General features: G+C 72.3%; 17 protein-coding genes. 10 read left to right on the top strand and 7 right to left on the bottom strand.

All coding sequences use genetic code 11. The features are described 5' to 3' along the window. Positions 1–177 precede the first annotated feature (177 nt). Positions 178–474, top strand: coding sequence for a hypothetical protein (locus tag ABD665_RS08745; protein ID WP_204911328.1), 297 nt, complete (start codon positions 178–180; stop codon positions 472–474). A gap of 60 nt (positions 475–534) precedes the next feature. Here ABD665_RS08745 and ABD665_RS08740 read toward each other — a convergent pair whose 3' ends face one another. Continuing rightward, complete coding sequence (locus ABD665_RS08740; RefSeq protein WP_204911329.1) at positions 535–966, bottom strand: restriction system modified-DNA reader domain-containing protein; 432 nt, start codon at positions 964–966, stop codon at positions 535–537. Between the two features lie 665 nt (positions 967–1,631). Beyond that, entirely contained in the window at positions 1,632–3,107 is a 1,476-nt protein-coding gene (locus tag ABD665_RS08735) for a GuaB1 family IMP dehydrogenase-related protein (protein WP_204911330.1), read from the bottom strand. 90 nt (positions 3,108–3,197) lie between these two features. Here ABD665_RS08735 and ABD665_RS08730 point away from each other — a divergent pair, with 90 nt between their 5' ends. The 3 genes from ABD665_RS08730 to ABD665_RS08720 all read left to right on the top strand — a co-directional run bounded on the left by ABD665_RS08730 (position 3,198) and on the right by ABD665_RS08720 (position 6,590). Beyond that, the gene (locus ABD665_RS08730; protein ID WP_204911331.1) at positions 3,198–4,229 is read left to right on the top strand and encodes a glutathione S-transferase C-terminal domain-containing protein; all 1,032 of its coding nucleotides are present in this window, start codon (positions 3,198–3,200) and stop codon (positions 4,227–4,229) included. 482 nt (positions 4,230–4,711) lie between these two features. Beyond that, positions 4,712–5,812, top strand: coding sequence for an endo-1,4-beta-xylanase (locus ABD665_RS08725; RefSeq protein WP_204911332.1), 1,101 nt, complete (start codon positions 4,712–4,714; stop codon positions 5,810–5,812). 34 nt (positions 5,813–5,846) lie between these two features. Further along, positions 5,847–6,590: a polysaccharide deacetylase family protein gene (locus tag ABD665_RS08720; RefSeq protein WP_204911333.1), complete on the top strand. Its 744-nt coding sequence runs from the start codon at positions 5,847–5,849 to the stop codon at positions 6,588–6,590. Here ABD665_RS08720 and ABD665_RS08715 read toward each other — a convergent pair. Further along, complete coding sequence (locus ABD665_RS08715; protein ID WP_204911334.1) at positions 6,580–7,158, bottom strand: GNAT family N-acetyltransferase; 579 nt, start codon at positions 7,156–7,158, stop codon at positions 6,580–6,582. The genes ABD665_RS08720 and ABD665_RS08715 overlap by 11 nt on opposite strands. Positions 7,159–7,205: 47 nt before the next feature. On the opposite strand from ABD665_RS08715, the gene ABD665_RS08710 reads away from it, so the two are divergent. The 3 genes from ABD665_RS08710 (at position 7,206) to ABD665_RS08700 (ending at position 9,773) form a co-directional block, all read left to right on the top strand. Beyond that, on the top strand, positions 7,206–8,045 hold the full coding sequence (locus ABD665_RS08710) for a helix-turn-helix domain-containing protein (RefSeq protein ID WP_204911335.1): 840 nt from the start codon (positions 7,206–7,208) through the stop codon (positions 8,043–8,045). Between the two features lie 85 nt (positions 8,046–8,130). After that, the gene (locus ABD665_RS08705; RefSeq protein ID WP_204911336.1) at positions 8,131–8,883 is read left to right on the top strand and encodes an SDR family oxidoreductase; all 753 of its coding nucleotides are present in this window, start codon (positions 8,131–8,133) and stop codon (positions 8,881–8,883) included. Next, positions 8,880–9,773, top strand: a complete 894-nt coding sequence (locus ABD665_RS08700) for an SDR family NAD(P)-dependent oxidoreductase (protein ID WP_204911337.1) — start codon at positions 8,880–8,882, stop codon at positions 9,771–9,773. The genes ABD665_RS08705 and ABD665_RS08700 overlap by 4 nt, the downstream gene beginning before the upstream one ends. A 3-nt stretch (positions 9,774–9,776) precedes the next feature. Here the strand turns inward: ABD665_RS08700 and ABD665_RS08695 are convergent, their stop codons facing one another. From ABD665_RS08695 to ABD665_RS08680, 4 genes are all read right to left on the bottom strand, one after another. Beyond that, positions 9,777–10,376, bottom strand: coding sequence for a WHG domain-containing protein (locus ABD665_RS08695; protein ID WP_204911338.1), 600 nt, complete (start codon positions 10,374–10,376; stop codon positions 9,777–9,779). Beyond that, complete coding sequence (locus tag ABD665_RS08690) at positions 10,369–11,202, bottom strand: alpha/beta fold hydrolase (protein WP_204911339.1); 834 nt, start codon at positions 11,200–11,202, stop codon at positions 10,369–10,371. The genes ABD665_RS08695 and ABD665_RS08690 overlap by 8 nt, the downstream gene beginning before the upstream one ends. A gap of 57 nt (positions 11,203–11,259) precedes the next feature. Next, entirely contained in the window at positions 11,260–11,775 is a 516-nt protein-coding gene (locus ABD665_RS08685) for a P-loop nucleotide/nucleoside kinase family protein (RefSeq protein WP_204911340.1), read from the bottom strand. A gap of 110 nt (positions 11,776–11,885) precedes the next feature. Continuing rightward, entirely contained in the window at positions 11,886–12,824 is a 939-nt protein-coding gene (locus ABD665_RS08680) for an SMP-30/gluconolactonase/LRE family protein (protein ID WP_204911341.1), read from the bottom strand. Between the two features lie 147 nt (positions 12,825–12,971). Here ABD665_RS08680 and ABD665_RS08675 point away from each other — a divergent pair, with 147 nt between their 5' ends. Genes ABD665_RS08675 through ABD665_RS08665 form a run of 3 tightly spaced genes read left to right on the top strand, consistent with a single transcriptional unit; the run spans position 12,972 to position 15,325 of the window. Then, the gene (locus ABD665_RS08675) at positions 12,972–13,265 is read left to right on the top strand and encodes an urease subunit gamma (RefSeq protein WP_425562135.1); all 294 of its coding nucleotides are present in this window, start codon (positions 12,972–12,974) and stop codon (positions 13,263–13,265) included. Positions 13,266–13,276: 11 nt separating this feature from the next. Continuing rightward, complete coding sequence (ureB, locus tag ABD665_RS08670; protein WP_204911343.1) at positions 13,277–13,621, top strand: urease subunit beta; 345 nt, start codon at positions 13,277–13,279, stop codon at positions 13,619–13,621. Between the two features lie 3 nt (positions 13,622–13,624). Further along, positions 13,625–15,325: an urease subunit alpha gene (locus ABD665_RS08665; protein ID WP_204911344.1), complete on the top strand. Its 1,701-nt coding sequence runs from the start codon at positions 13,625–13,627 to the stop codon at positions 15,323–15,325.

The raw sequence follows: 15,325 nt of genomic DNA, 5'->3' as shown, positions 1-15,325 counted from the left end.
CCAGCGGAGACAAGCCGACCAGCACAGCTCCGCTTGGCGCTGTCCCCGGGCCTCCACCCAGAGGCTTCATCTTCTGAGCTTCGCCTCTGGACATCGGCAAGCTGACCTGCGATACTCCTTCCTGCCACATCAATAGCCGCCCCAGTCGGGGTAGGCGTTAGCGATAGGAGGCGGGCTATGCCCATTCGTCTAGTCATTAGCGGCAAGGCTGTTCACAAGCCGGGCTACGTGCGGATTCCGCACCGTGAAGCCGACTCGGGTCTCCCGGTCACCGCATACAACCACGCGGACCACGTCATGTACCTCTTCGGGAAGAGCGACCAGGAGGCTCGAGCGAAGCAGTTCGAGTCGGAGAACCCGGGTAGCAAATACGACCCCAAGCGGCACAATCAGACCGGGTACCTAGAGCACAGGGTCCGCATCGACCACGCGCCCCACATCCCGTTCGACGAGCTGAGTAGCGCCGAGTCGTAGCCTGAACAGGCAGCAGCCCCGCACGCTTGTCTCGTGCGGGGCTGCTGTGGTTCGGTGCTCCTACTTGCCGATGAGTCCCAAGCTGACTGCTTGGGCCCGAAGGTCGCGCAGACGCTCTCGCGTCGGCACGTGCATCCAATTCGCCCAGCCGTCAATCTCGCTGCCGACGAATGCCTTCAGTGCCGGCGACGGCTTGGTGAACACGCCGAGGTCGGTCTTGATGGCACCGTCCTCGGTGATGGTGGCGCGGTATGTCTCCCCCGACCGAGTGCGGTGGCAGGTCAGCTCGTCGCCTGCCTCCACGAGTCCGGCGTGGATCAGGCCGTACAGCGCACCCTGGCGGATACGCGGGATGGGGTCCGCCGGCGTCGTTGCTGGAGCCGTATCGAGGCCGAGTACCTCTCGGCGGAAGACGTCGTTCGGGGTCTCGAACCCGCGAACTCGGGCCTCCAGCCAGGCGTACACGTCCTCGTCTATTTCGATGTGTCTCATGGTCGGTCTCCTCGGGTGAGTGGTTGTCGTTCTCTTCGTGGGCCCTTGCATCCAAGTTAAACACAGATTCCAAGTGGATGGAAGAGAACGGCCGCACCCAGCCGAGCCGCCCCGGTCGAGCCGGAGGCGGGTCTGTCAATGAGCGGCCACCGGGCAACGAGGCCGCGGATGGTCGCCTTCAACTCGAGCCAGTCGCCAGGGAACTCGTCTTTGATGGCTCGGATGACCTGGACGGCGAGCGGCAGCGGCTCGGGCTCTACGACGTCTTCCAAAGCCGCAGAGTCGAGGTGGTAGGCGGAGACCTTGGCGCTCATCTCGGCGCCGCAAAGACACGTCCAAACGTCCACGAACTGCGTGTCGTACAGGTCGTCGTCGTGCCCCTTGGCTCGCAGCTCGGCGTCCTGCCCATCGACTTAGTCGTACCGGCTCACTCGGTACCCCGGTAGGCCTTCAGTACCTCGTCCAGCTCCCCCTTGCCGTAGTAGCCGGAGTCGTGCCACTCGACAGCGTGGAAGCCACGTCCCAGCTGCTCCAGGTACTGGCTAATCTCTCGCTGCGCACGTCCGACTGCCAGTACCAGCTCAAGGGTGTCCCGTGCAGCATTGTCAGCGCCGAGCGCGACCAACCGGGCCAGGATCTGCCTGGAGTGAGGGGCTGCGCCAACATCACCAGCTCGTGCTGAGGGGGCGACCTTCCTCGTAGCCCGAGCTCGACTGGACGCCGACCACGGCGAGCTGGTGGAACTCCTCGAGGTTCGAGGCGCCGGCGTACGTGCAGGAGCTGCGGACGCCCGCGACGATCGAGTCGATGAGGTCCTCGACGCCGGGGCGCTCGGGGTCGACGTACATGCGGGAGGAGGAGATGCCCTCCTCGAACAGGCCGGACCGCGCGCGGTCGAAGCCGCTCTGGTCCTTGGTCCGCAGGCGCACCGCGCGGGCGGAGGCCATGCCGTACGACTCCTTGTACATCCGGCCCTGCGCGTCGACCATCAGGTTGCCGGTGCTCTCGTACGTCCCGGCGAACCAGGAGCCGATCATCACGCTGCCCGCGCCGGCGGCCAGGGCGAGGGCGACGTCGCGCGGGTAGCGCACGCCGCCGTCGGCCCAGACCGCCTTGCCGAGCGCCCGCGCCGCGGCCGCGCACTCGAGCACCGCGCTGAACTGCGGCCGCCCGACGCCGGTCATCATCCGGGTCGTGCACATCGCGCCCGGGCCGACGCCGACCTTGATCACGTCGGCGCCCGCCCCGACGAGGTCGTCGACGCCGTCGGCGGAGACGACGTTCCCGGCGACGAGCGGGACGGACCGCCCGGTCTCGTCGGCCAGCCGGTCGCGGACCTCGCGGACCGCCTTCAGCGAGGAGAGCATCTTGTCCTGGTGCCCGTGGGCGGTGTCGACGACGAGCACGTCGATCCCGGCCCGGAGCAGCGCCTCGGCCCGGCCGGCGACGTCGCCGTTGATGCCGACGGCGGCGCCGATCATCAGCGCGCCGTCCGGGTCGACGGCGGGCCGGTAGAGGGTGGAGCGGACGGCAGAACGGGCGGTCATCACGCCGAGCAGCTGCCCGTCGGAGCCGGCGGCGGCGTCGGGCTCGACGACCACGGCCAGCTCGAGGTGGGAGGCGGCGAGCGCGTCGAAGATGTTCTGCGGCGAGGTCTGCGGGTCGACGACCACGAGGTCGGTGCTCATGACGTCCTTGACCTGGGCGAAGCGGTCCACGCCGGCGGCGTCCGCCTCGCCGACCGTGCCGACCGGACGACCGCCGTCGACCACGACGACCCGGCCGTGCGCCCGCTTCGGCAGCAGCGACAGGGCCTCGCCGACCGTGGTGGTGGGCGAGACCGACACCGGGGTGTCGAAGACGGTGTGCGAGGCCTTGACCTTGCGGACGACCTCGGCGACGACGTCGGTCGGGATGTCCTGCGGGATGATCGCCACCCCGCCGCGCCGGGCGACGGTCTCCGACATCCGGCGGCCCGAGACCGCCGTCATGTTGGCCACGACGAGCGGGAGCGTGGTCCCGACGCCGTCGTTCGACGACAGGTCGACCTCGAGGCGCGAGGTCAGCGACGAACGTCGCGGGACCATGAAGACGTCGCTGTAGGTGAGGTCCGTGGCGGGCGGCGGCTGCAGGAAACGCATGGGTCCCATTGTCCCTGGTCCGGGGCGGGAGAGGAAAGGTCGTGCGTCGTCCCGGCCACGCGGGCCCCCTCGCGACGGTACGATGGGTGAATGGTTGACGCTTCTACTTCTGCCGCGTACGTGACCGCCGGCGAAGAGTTCCAGCGGGACATGAACTACGTCCCCACGCGGATCACCGCCGACGGGCGCGACGGCTACCCGGTGGAGGCCGGCCGCTACCGGCTGATCGCCGCGCGCGCGTGCCCGTGGGCCAACCGGGCGATCATCGTCCGGCGCCTGCTCGGGCTGGAGGGCGCGATCTCGATGGGGCTCACCGGCCCCACGCACGACCAGCGCAGCTGGACCTTCGACCTCGACCCCGGCGGCGTGGACCCGGTGCTGGGCTACGAGCGGCTCCAGCAGGCCTACTTCGCCCGGTTCCCCGACTACCCGCGCGGCATCACCGTGCCGGCGATCGTCGACGAGACCGACGGCAAGCTGGTCACCAACGACTTCGCGCAGATGACCCTGGACCTCTCGCTCGAGTGGACCGCGTTCCACCGCGAGGGTGCGCCCGAGCTCTACCCCGAGCACCTGCGCGACGAGATGGACGTCGTCATGAAGCGCGTCTTCACCGAGGTCAACAACGGCGTCTACCGCTGCGGCTTCGCGGGCTCGCAGGAGTCGTACGAGGCGGCGTACGACCGGCTGTTCGTCGCGCTCGACTGGCTCGAGGAGCGTCTCGCCGGCCGGCGCTTCCTGATGGGGGAGAGCATCACCGAGGCCGACGTGCGGCTGTTCACGACGCTGGCCCGCTTCGACCCCGTCTACCACGGCCACTTCAAGTGCAACCGGCAGAAGCTCAGCGAGATGCCGGTCCTCTGGGCGTACGCGCGGGACCTCTTCCAGACGCCGGGCTTCGGCGACACGACCGACTTCGCGCAGATCAAGAAGCACTACTACGTGGTGCACAGCGACATCAACCCCACCCAGATCGTGCCCAAGGGCCCGGACCTGGCCGGCTGGCTGACGCCGCACCACCGCGAGGAGCTCGGCGGCCGCCCGTTCGGCGACGGCACGCCGCCCGGCCCGCCGCTGCCCGCCGAGGTCGTCCCGGCCTCGGGTGCGGCCCTCGCCGCCTAGCCCCACCCGCTCCGCCGGCCCCGCCGGTGCACCAGCAGCAGCCCAGGTCCGCGACGCGGTCCTGGGCTGCTGCCGTTCCTGCCCAGATCACCGGTCGACGGGAGCGCGGCCGCTCCACCAAGCCGACCGCCACGACGAAGACCGAAAGTTTTCGCACTTCTCGGTCCGCTGGACCGGGTGACGGGGTAGATAGCCACGCTCCCCGACGTACGCCCGATCCACGCTCAGCGGATGCGTCGTGACGGTTGAAGAATTGATCCTGAGAAGTACTTGACCTCTCTTCGCAGGCCGGATTAAGGTCCGGAGCACGGCGACGGACCGATACTTCTTCGAAAAGTTTCGGAAGCGTCCTCGGGGTACCAACGGCGGTCTCCTGCGGCTTTCTGCTGCTCCCGCGCGCCCCTTGGGTTTCCTCGGCCGCGCCGGTCCACACCGTCCCCGCACCGCCGACGGACGACGAACCTCGATGGAGAGGAACCCCCATGTCCCTGCGCCGCACCTGTCTCGGCCTGCTCACCGCCGGAGCCCTGACGTCCGCGCTGCTCGCCGGTGGGATGCCCGCCGCGGGCGCCGCCACCGGCGACGCCCCCACCAAGACCCTCAAGCAGCTGGCCAAGCCGACCGGTGTCCGCGTCGGCACCGCGGTCGACATGGCCGCGCTCGCCGACGACGCCACCTACAGCAAGGCCGTCGCCGCCCAGTTCAACACCGTCACCCCCGAGAACGTCATGAAGTGGGAGGTCGTCGAGCCCGAGCGCGGCAAGCTGGACTTCACCGAGGCCGACAAGCTCGTCGCGTTCGCCAAGGCCCACAAGCAGAAGGTCCGGGGCCACACGCTGGTCTGGCACAGCCAGGTGCCGGCCTGGCTCACCGAGGGCGTCGAGGACGGCAGCATCGACAAGAAGCAGCTGCGCAAGATCCTCAAGCGGCACGTCCAGGACGAGGTCGGCCACTTCAAGGGCGAGATCTGGGCCTGGGACGTGGTGAACGAGGCGTTCGAGGACGACGGCACCGGCAACCTGCGCGACTCGCTGTGGCTGCGGGAGCTGGGTCCCGGCTACATCGCCGACGCGTTCCGCTGGGCACACAAGGCCGACCCGAAGGCGATCCTCTTCTACAACGACTACAACACCGAGGGGATCAACGCCAAGAGCAACGCGGTCTACAAGCTCGTCAAGGAGCTCAAGAGCGAGGGCGTGCCGATCGAGGGCTACGGGGTCCAGGGCCACCTGAGCACCGACTACGGCCTGCCGGAGGACATGGAGGCCAACCTCCACCGCTTCGGCAAGCTCGGTCTGAAGACCGCCGTGACCGAGGCCGACGTGCGGATCACGCTCCCGGCCAGCCCCGCGGAGGTCCAGGCCCAGGACAACGGCTACAGCTACATGCTGCAGAGCTGCCTGCTGGAGAAGAGCTGCATCTCCTTCACGGTCTGGGGCTTCACCGACAAGTACTCGTGGATCCCGGGCGTCTTCCCGGGCGAGGGTCAGGCGAACCTCTACGACGAGAACTACCAGCCGAAGTCGGCGTACGAGGTCGTCCAGCGCGACCTGCGGCTCGCCAAGGGCATCAAGAAGCACTGACGACCGGTACGCACACCGACGCAAGGAGCTCGAGATGACCACCACGCTCGTCCGCACCGCACGTGCCGCGCTCGTGACGCTCGCCGCCCTGGCGACGACCGTCGCCGTGGCCTCCCCGGCCGGGGCCAGCCCGGCCGCGGCGGGGTCCCACGGCAAGCCGGAAAAGGCGTGCCGCAACGGCTACGTCGGCCTGACCTTCGACGACGGGCCGAGCCCGACCGCTCCGGACCTGCTGAAGGCCCTCAAGCGGGAGGGCCTGCGGGCCACGATGTTCAACCAGGGGAACAACGCGCTGGCCCGTCCGGACCTGGTCCGGGCGGAACGGCGGGCCGGGATGTGGGTGGGCAACCACACGTTCACCCACCCCGACCTCACCACGCTCGACGAGGCGCAGCGCTTCCAGGAGATCGCCGGCACCCAGTGGGTGCTGCGCGACATCACCCGCAGGACGCCGACGCTGTTCCGGCCGCCGTTCGGCTCGACGAACGACGCGGTGCGGGCGGACGCCGAGCGGATCGGCGTGCTCGAGGTGCTCTGGACGGTCGACTCGGAGGACTGGAACGGCGCCACCGTCGACCAGATCGTGGCGAAGGCCGCGACGCTGACCGACGGCGGCATCATCCTCATGCACGACTGGCCGCCGAGCACGGTCGAGGCCATCCCGGGCATCGCCCAGGTCCTGCGGGAGCGCGGGCTCTGCGCCGGGAAGATCGTCTACACGCCGGAGGCCGTGCCGTTCGGCGGCACGACCTTCCACGCGAAGGCGGTCAAGCCGTAGGAGACCCGTCGGCCGCCGGGGATCCGGCCTCGGCGGTCGGCGCCTCCCCTCCGGCGGGGGGCGCCAGGTAGACCCACAGCCGCAGGGGCGGGACGTCGCCGTAGCCGAACCCGCTGAGGTCGAGGCTCGTCGGCCCCAGCCGGGTCCAGCCCTCCGACTCGTAGAGCCGGGCCGGGCCGGTGGTCTCCTGCAGCACGTCGAGGACCGGGCGGCGGCCGGTCGCGTACGCCCGGGCCGTCGCCGTCCGCACGAGCGAACGCCCGACGCCGCGGCCGCGGGCGTCCGGGTGCACGAGCAGCCGCGCCAGGACCGTCAGCCGGTCGACCGGCAGGCCCGTCGCCTCCTGGGCCAGTGCCACCACCGGCTCGCCGTCCGCGCGGTGCAGGGCGACCTGGCCCACCACGCGGCCGTCGAGCTCCGCGACCCAGGCGTCGGTCTCGCCCTTGGCCCGCAGGAAGCCCGCCGGTCGCTCCGGCCAGTAGCGCGGGTAGCCGTCGACGGCGTGGGTCCGCTCCATCACGGCCACGCAGGCGTCGTCGTCCGCCGCGGCCTTGGTCCTGATCAGCACCCCCTCATTCTTCCCTGCGGCTACCGGCCGGCGTGTTGGATGGGGGCGTGAGCTCCTCCCCGGTCGGCGGCCCGTACGCCTGGCGGTCGCTGTCCCTGCGGCAGGTGCTCGAGCCGGCGGTGATGGAGGACCTCCACATCCCGGCGGCCGACGTCCAGCGCGTGGTGCTGCTGCTGCGCGGGACGAAGACCATCGAGTCCTCGTCGGGCCGGTCCTGGCGCCGGGCCACCCACGCGGCGGGCACCGTGAGCCTCACCGCGCCCGGCCGGCCCACCCGGCTGCGGTGGCGCGTCACCGCGCCGCACCCGGTCGTGACGCTGCAGGCGACGGTCCCCGGCCGGACGGTGCGGGAGGCCGCGACGCAGGTCTGGGGTCGCGGCGAGGCCCCGGTGCTGGACAGCCTCAGCGTCGACGACGCCGTGACGGGCCAGCTGCTGCGGGCGATGGCGGCCGCGCAGGCGGCCCGGGCGCCCGAGCTGTACGCGGAGTCCGCGGCCCAGTACCTGGTGGTGCACCTGCTCACCCGCTACGCCGGGCTGCCCGCGCCGACGGTGCCGCGGCACGAGGGGCAGCGGATGGCCCGGGTGCGGGCGTACGTCGACGAGCACCTGGCCGAGCCCCTCACGCTGGTCGGGCTGGCCGACGTGGCCGGGCTGTCGCCGTGGCACTTCCTCCGCGTCTTCAAGGCCGAGCACGGCACGACGCCCATGCGCTACCTGGCCGGCCTCCGGGTGCGGGCGGCGCAGGACCTGCTCACCACGACGACGCGGTCGGTGACCGAGGTGGCGTACGCGTGCGGGTTCAGCAGCCCGGGCCACCTGGCGACGGCCTTCAACCGGCAGCTCGGCACCACGCCGAGCCGCTACCGGGCCGAGGCGGCGCGCTAGCCCGGGCGTCCATCGGCAGCAACCCGGCGAAGGGTGGCGCAAGCACGTGGAAGCGCCGTCGGACCGCCCCGGCGAGGGTCGGCGCATGAGCACAGCACCAGAGCAGCAGCACCCGCGGGTGGCCGTCGTCACCGGCGGGTCGGGCGGGATCGGCTCGGCGGTCGCCCGCCGCCTCGCCGCCGACGGCATGACCGTCGTCGTCCACCACGCCGGCCGCGACGACCGGGCTCGCGAGGTCGTCGCCGCCATCACCGCCGCGGGCGGCACGGCCTCCACGGAGGGGGCCGACGTCGCCGACGAGGTCGAGACCGCCGCCCTCTTCGACCGCGTCGAGGCGGCGTACGGGGGCGTCGACGTCGTCGTGCACACCGCCGGGATCATGCTGCTCGCGCCGCTGGCCGAGCTGGACCTGGCCGACCTCGACCGCATGCACCGGGTGAACGTGCGCGGCACGTTCGTCGTCGACCAGCAGGCCGTCCGGCGGCTGCGCCCGGGTGGTGCGCTGATCAACTTCTCGACGTCGGTGACCTCGCTCGCCATGCCGACCTACAGCGCGTACGCCGCCTCGAAGGGCGCCGTCGACGCCATGACCCTCGTGCTCGCCCGCGAGCTGCGCGGCCGCGACGTGACCGTCAACGCCGTGGCTCCCGGCCCGACGGCGACGCCGCTCTTCCTCGAGGGCAAGGACCGGGCGACGGTCGACCGGCTGGCCTCGGCGCCACCGCTGGAACGGCTCGGGCGGCCGGAGGACGTCGCCGAGGTCGTGGCGTTCCTCGCCGGACCGGGTCGCTGGGTCAACGGCCAGGTCGTCCTCGTCAACGGCGGGGTGGCCCGGTGAGCCGCCGGGTCGTCCTCGTGACCGGGGCGTCCAGCGGCTTCGGCGCCTTGACGGTCCGCGCGCTCGCGGAGGCCGGGCACGACGTGTGGGCCGGGATCCGGGCCACGACCGGGCGCAACGCGCCGGCCGTCGCGGAGCTCGCGGCCTTCGCCGAGGAGCACCACGTGGACCTGCGCGCCGTCGAGCTCGACGTCTCCGACCAGGCGTCGGTCGACGCCGGGGTGGCCGCGGTGCTCGCCGCCGGTGCCGGCCTCGACGTGGTCGTGCACAACGCCGGCCACATGGTCCTCGGCCCGACGGAGGCCTTCACCCCCGAGGAGCTGGCCGCGGTCTACGACGTGAACGTGCTGTCCACCCAACGCGTGAACCGCGCCGCGCTGCCGCACCTGCGCGGGCAGGGCAGCGGCCTGCTGGTCTGGGTGGGCTCGACGAGCACCCGTGGCGGGACGCCGCCCTACCTGGCGCCCTACTTCGCGGCCAAGGCGGCCGAGGACGCGCTCGCCGTGAGCTACGCCGCCGAGCTGGCCCGGTTCGGCATCGAGACCACGATCGTCGTGCCCGGCTCGTTCACGACCGGGACGAACCATTTCGCGCACGCCGGCCACCCGGGCGACGAGGCGGTGGAGCAGGCGTACGAGTCCCGCTACGCCGGGCTGATGGACCAGGTGGGGCACAAGCTCGCCGAGCTGTCGCCGCCCGACGCGGACCCGGGGGAGGTCGCGCGGGTTATCACCGGGGTCGTCGGCGCGGAGCGGGGGACGCGGCCGTTCCGGGTGCACGTCGACCCGGCGGACGACGGCGCCGAGGAGGTCAACGAGGTCGGGGACCGGGTGCGCCGCGACTTCTACGGCCGCATCGGGCTCGAGGACCTGCTCACGCCGCGGGTCTGAGGGTCAGCGGCCGCCGGGGTCCGCGCCGACCCCGGCGCCGCGGGAGGCGAGCAGGGCCCGGTCCAGCACCCCGACGGTCCAGGCGAAGCTCTCGTCCACGTCGGTGTCGAAGCGGAAGCCGCCCTCGACCTCCAGCGTCGCGAAGCCGTGCAGGGCGCTGCGCAGCATCCGCAGCGCGTGGACGTCCTGCTCGGGGTCCAGCCCGTAGCCGCGCAGCACCGCGGCCAGGGGGGCGAGCATCCGCCCGCTCGCGATCGTCAGCGCGTCGTCCGGCCCGGTCGGGGGGACCCGGTTGCCGGCGGCGTAGCGGCCCGGGTGCTGCTTGACGTACGTCCGCATCGCCGCGGCGACGGCGGCCAGGGCGTCGCTGCCCGCCCGGCCCTGGGACGCGTCGCGCAGCGCGTCGCCCAGCTCGACCGCGGCCAGGACGGCGATCCGGTGGCCGAGGTCGGCGAGGTTGGCCACGTGGTTGTAGAGCGAGGGCGTCCGGACCCCGAGGCGCTCGGCGACCAGCCCCATCGTCAGCCCGTCGAACCCGATCTCGTCGGCGAGGGCGGCGCCGGCCTCGGTGACCGCGGCCGGGCTGAGGCCGGCCCTAGGCACGGGGGAGCACCCGGGCGAGGAAGGGCAGGGCCACCGCGAGGAGCGCGTCGGGCGCCTGCGCGTGGGGGTAGTGGCCGACGCCCTCGAGGACCACGAGCTCGCCGAGGCCGTCGGGCAGCGCGGCCAGCACGGCCTCGCCCTCGGCGCGCGGGTCGACGAAGTCGGGGTCGAGGTCGCCCTCGACGACGAGGACGGGGCACCGGACGTTCGCGAGCTGGGCGCCCGCGTCGGTCGGCGCCGTCGTGCACATGGCCTGCAGGACCTTCATCCGGCCGGGCTCGCGGAGCTTGGCGTCGATGCGGGCCAGCTCGGCGTCCCAGTCGGCCGGCTTCGCCGGGTAGGCGAGGTCGAGGTAGCCCTCCCAGGCCTTCCGGCTGCCGAGCAGGGTGCGGGCCAGCAGGACGAACCCGCGCCGGTAGCGGGAGACCCGGAGGAAGCCGGAGAGGGAGTAGGACACCTTGCGGGTGAAGGGGGCCAGCTCGACGACGCCCGTGATCACGTCGGGCGCGGTCGCGGCGGCGATGGTCGCGGCCCCGCCGCTGATCGACTGGCCGACGATCACGGCGGGCCCGCCCAGCTCCCGGACGAGGGCGACGAGGTCGCCGGCGATGTCCGTACGGCTGTAGCCGTCCCAGCCGAGGCTGGAGTCGCCGCACCCGCGGAGGTCGACGGCGGCGACCCGGTAGCCGGCCGAGACGAGGCCGGGGACGAGCAGGCGGTAGGCGTGCCGGCTGTCACCGATGCCGTGCGCGAGCACGACGAGGGGACCCTCGCCGGTGACGTCGTAGGCGAGCTGGTGGGTCCCGATGGTCAGCTGTTCGGTCATGTCGTCCTCCTGGACTAATCGCGTTAGTCATAAAACTAACTCTAGTAGTCAGTTCTGTCAACGGGGTGCTGCGGGCGGGTCGGGCAGGAGGTCGCAGCGGGCGAGGATCGCGTCGACGACCCGGGCGAGCGGCGCGGTCGCGTCCACGGGCACCCCGTCCGGGACGTCCGCGCCGGACGCGTGGAACTGCTCGATTAGGGCCCGTTCGGTGGGACCGCCGCCCCACTCCTCGTCGGGCCGCGCGTCCAGGCGACGGTTCAGCGTCGCGAGGTCGACCTGCAGGACGAAGACCTCGTCGAAGAGGTCGAGGAACGCGGGGAAGTTCCGGGAGCCGCCGCAGAAGAACGTGGCCGGGCGGGTCCGGTCCGCGGCCAGCGCGCGGACCCGGGCGACGTCCCAGAGGTGGTGCTCGTGGCCGCCCGTCGACACCGGCTCGCCCGTCGCCGGATCGCCCCGGTAGGCGAGCTCCCGGTCGCCGTGGACGACGTGGTGGCCGCGGCGCTGCAGCTCCTCGGCCACCGAGGTCTTGCCCGTCCCCGAGAGGCCCTCGACCAGGTAGTTCCGTCGACCCATGCCCCGGACGCTAGCGAGGGGCCTCGTGGGACGGCGAGGGGTTTCGCGCTCGGTCGTCCGGCCCGTCGCGCCAGGACCGGATGGGCGTCCAGCCGAAGAGCCCCTGGGCGTCAGGCGCGCGGGACCGCGTACGGGCCGGGTGCCCCGGTGACGTTCAGCATGATCAGGTAGACGCTGGTGGAGGCGCAGACGAAGAGCAGGTTGCGCTTGAGCCCGCCGAAGGTGAGGTTGGCCGCGATCTCGGGCAGCAGCAGCTTGCCGAGCAGGGTGCCGTCCGGGTGCAGGCAGTGGACGCCGTCCTCGGCGGCCGCCCAGATCCGTCCGGCGGTGTCGAGGCGGACGCCGTCGAAGGTGCCGGCCGTGCTGGTGGCGAGCACGTCCCCGCCGGTCAGGGTGCCGTCGTCGGTGACGTCGAAGACCCGCAGGTGGCGCCGCTCGGAGTCGACGACGTAGAGCTGGGACTCGTCGAGCGAGAGCGCCAGCCCGTTCGGCTGGTCGAAGTCGTCGGTCACCTGCCGGGTCGTCCCGTCGGGGTCGATCCGGTAGACGTGGCTGCCCCCGATCTCGCTCTCCGCCTGGAAGCCCTCGTAGTCCGTGCCGATGCCGTAGCCGGGGTCGGTGAACCACACCGCGCCGCGCCGGTCGACGACGACGTCGTTCGGGCTGTTGAAGCGCCGGCCCTCGAAGTGGTCGGCGAGGACGGTGACCGAGCCGTCGTGCTCGGTGCGGGTGACGCCGCGCAGGCCGTGGTGGCAGGTCACGAGACGGCCCTCGCCGTCCAGGGTGCTGCCGTTCGGGTAGCCGGCGGGGGAGCGGAAGACGCCCGTCTCGCCCGTCAGCTCGTCCCAGCGCAGCAGGCGGTCGTTCGGGATGTCGCTCCAGACGAAGCTGCGCGCGGCCGGCAGGTAGGTCCCGCCCTCGGTCCAGCGGCAGCCGGACGCGATCCGGACGACGAGGGAGTCGCCGTCCACCTTCGCGAACCGCTCGTCCAGCCTCTCCCAGGTCGCGGGCAGAGCGTCGGTGGGGGCCTGGCCGGGCGGCGTCGTCACCCGCGACACCGTACGGGCGTGGTCGACGGGCCCGACCGCGGGAGCCGCAACGCGGTGGAAACAATCGCTCGCTAGCGTCACGGGCGCTGCACCAGCCCGCGCCCGTACGCCCGTCGCCGCCCGCGAGGAGGACCCCCGGTGAACCTCATGCCGTCGGAGACCGAGAAGCTGCTGATGGCCGTCGCGGGCATGGTCGCGCGGGACCGGCTGGCCCGCGGGGTCCGGCTGAACTGGCCCGAGTCCGTCGCCCTGCTGAGCACCTGGGTCGTCGAGCGGGCCCGCGAGGGCGCCGGCGTCGAGGAGCTCATGAGCACCGGGCGCGAGGTGCTGACACGCGACCAGGTCATGGAGGGCGTGCCCGAGATGATGACGGACGTCCAGGTCGAGGCGACCTTCCCCGACGGCCGCAAGCTCGTCACCCTCCACTCGCCGATCCAGTAGAAGGAGACGACATGGCGGGCTTCGCGACCTCGGGACCCGGGGCGTACCGGATCGCACCGGGGGAGATCGAGCTCAACGCCGACCGGGGCCCCGACGAGCGCGGCGAGCTGACGTTCACGAACACCGCCGACCGGCCGATCCAGGTCGGGTCGCACTTCCACCTGCCCGACGTGAACGCGGGCCTGGACTTCGACCGCGCCGCCGCCCAGGGCTTCCGGCTCGACATCGCCGCGGGGACCTCGGTCCGCTTCGAGCCGGGCGCGTCGCGCACCGTCGGGATCGTCGCCCTGCGCGGGCGCCGGCTCGTGCCTGGCCTCCAGCTCCGTACGCCCGGCATGGCCGACCAGGAGGGCTGACGCGTGCGCATCCGACGCGAGGACTACGCCGCGATCTTCGGCCCCACCGCGGGGGACCAGATCCGGCTCGGCGACACCGACCTGTGGATCGAGATCGAGCAGGACCTGACCGTCGGCGGCGAGGAGTCGGTCTTCGGCGGCGGCAAGTCCATCCGCGAGTCCGGCAACCAGTCGCTCGCGACCTCGGCCGAGGGCGCGCTCGACACCGTGATCACCAACGTGGTCGTCCTCGACCACTGGGGGATCGTGCGCGCCGACGTCGGCGTCCGCGACGGGCGGATCGTCGGGATCGGGCGCAGCGGGAACCCCGACATCGCCGACGGGGTGGACCCCGCGCTGGTCATCGGTCCGGGCACCGACGTGATCTCCGGCGAGGGCAAGATCCTCACCGCCGGCGGCTTCGACGCCCACGTCCACCTGCTCTCGCCCTCGCAGATCCACGAGGCGCTGGCCGCGGGGCTGACGACGCTGGGCGGCGGCGGCACCGGGCCCTCGGAGGGCTCGAAGGCCACCACGGTCACCCCCGGCGCGTGGCACCTCAAGCAGGCCCACCGCGCCCTCGACGCCTACCCGGTCAACCTGCTGCTGCTCGGCAAGGGCAACACGGTCTCGGCGGCCGCGTTCGAGGAGCAGGCGCTCGCCGGGGCCGGCGGCTACAAGGTGCACGAGGACTGGGGTTCCACCCCGGCCGCCGTGGACGCCGCGCTGCGCGGGGCGGAGGAGTGGGGCCTGCAGGTCGCGCTGCACTCCGACTCGCTGAACGAGTCCGGCTTCGTCGCCTCGACGGTCGCCGCGATGGCCGGGCGCAGCATCTCCGCCTTCCACGTCGAGGGGGCCGGCGGCGGTCACGCGCCGGACATCCTCACGATCGCGGGGCTGCCGCACGTGCTGCCCGGCTCGACGAACCCGACCCTCCCGCACACCGTCAACACCGTCGCCGAGCACCTCGACATGCTGATGGTCTGCCACCACCTGAACCCGTCCGTGCCCGAGGACCTGGCGTTCGCCGAGTCGCGGATCCGGGCGACGACGATCGCCGCCGAGGACCACCTGCACGACCTCGGCGCCATCTCGATCACGTCCTCCGACGCGCAGGCGATGGGCCGCATCGGCGAGGTGATCACCCGGACCTGGCAGGTCGCGCACGTGATGAAGCAGGTCCGGGGCGAGCTCTCCGGCGGGCTGCCGGCCGACAACTTCCGCGCGCGCCGCTACGTCGCCAAGTACACGATCAACCCGGCGATCAGCCACGGCGTGGACCACGAGATCGGGTCGGTGGAGGTGGGCAAGCTCGCCGACCTCGTGCTCTGGGACCCGCGCTTCTTCGGCGTCCGCCCGAGCGTGGTGATCAAGGGCGGTGGCATCGTCGTCGCGGCGCTCGGCGACCCGAACGCCTCCATCCCCACCCCGCAACCGGTGCTGATGCGCCCGGCGCTCTACTGGGGCAGCGGGGCGGCGCGCTCGCAGACGTACGTCGCTCCCGCGGCCCTCGAGGCGGGTCTGGCCGACGAGCTGGGGCTGCAGCGGCAGCTGGTCGCCTGCCGCCCGACGCGCGACGTCGGCAAGGCGCAGATGATCATGAACGACGCCCTCCCGACGATCACGGTCGACGCGGAGACGCACGCGATCACGGTCGACGGTTCCTTGATCACCCCCGCCCCCGCGAGCGTCCTGCCGCTCGCCCAGCTCTACTCGATGTTCTGA

This window comes from Microlunatus spumicola (assembly GCF_039536445.1).
GTDB lineage: Bacteria > Actinomycetota > Actinomycetes > Propionibacteriales > Propionibacteriaceae > Microlunatus > Microlunatus spumicola.
This window is presented reverse-complemented; position numbering and strand designations above follow the sequence as displayed.

Coding starts and splice junctions, on each gene's coding strand:
- ABD665_RS08675 (WP_425562135.1), top strand. CDS start 12,972: ATGCCGTCGGAGACCGAGAAGCTGCTGATGGCCGTCGCGGGCATGGTC.
- ABD665_RS08720 (WP_204911333.1), top strand. CDS start 5,847: ATGACCACCACGCTCGTCCGCACCGCACGTGCCGCGCTCGTGACGCTC.
- ureB (WP_204911343.1), top strand. CDS start 13,277: ATGGCGGGCTTCGCGACCTCGGGACCCGGGGCGTACCGGATCGCACCG.
- ABD665_RS08725 (WP_204911332.1), top strand. CDS start 4,712: ATGTCCCTGCGCCGCACCTGTCTCGGCCTGCTCACCGCCGGAGCCCTG.
- ABD665_RS08685 (WP_204911340.1), bottom strand. CDS start 11,775: ATGGGTCGACGGAACTACCTGGTCGAGGGCCTCTCGGGGACGGGCAAG.
- ABD665_RS08740 (WP_204911329.1), bottom strand. CDS start 966: ATGAGACACATCGAAATAGACGAGGACGTGTACGCCTGGCTGGAGGCC.
- ABD665_RS08730 (WP_204911331.1), top strand. CDS start 3,198: ATGGTTGACGCTTCTACTTCTGCCGCGTACGTGACCGCCGGCGAAGAG.
- ABD665_RS08735 (WP_204911330.1), bottom strand. CDS start 3,107: ATGCGTTTCCTGCAGCCGCCGCCCGCCACGGACCTCACCTACAGCGAC.
- ABD665_RS08690 (WP_204911339.1), bottom strand. CDS start 11,202: ATGACCGAACAGCTGACCATCGGGACCCACCAGCTCGCCTACGACGTC.
- ABD665_RS08705 (WP_204911336.1), top strand. CDS start 8,131: ATGAGCACAGCACCAGAGCAGCAGCACCCGCGGGTGGCCGTCGTCACC.
- ABD665_RS08745 (WP_204911328.1), top strand. CDS start 178: ATGCCCATTCGTCTAGTCATTAGCGGCAAGGCTGTTCACAAGCCGGGC.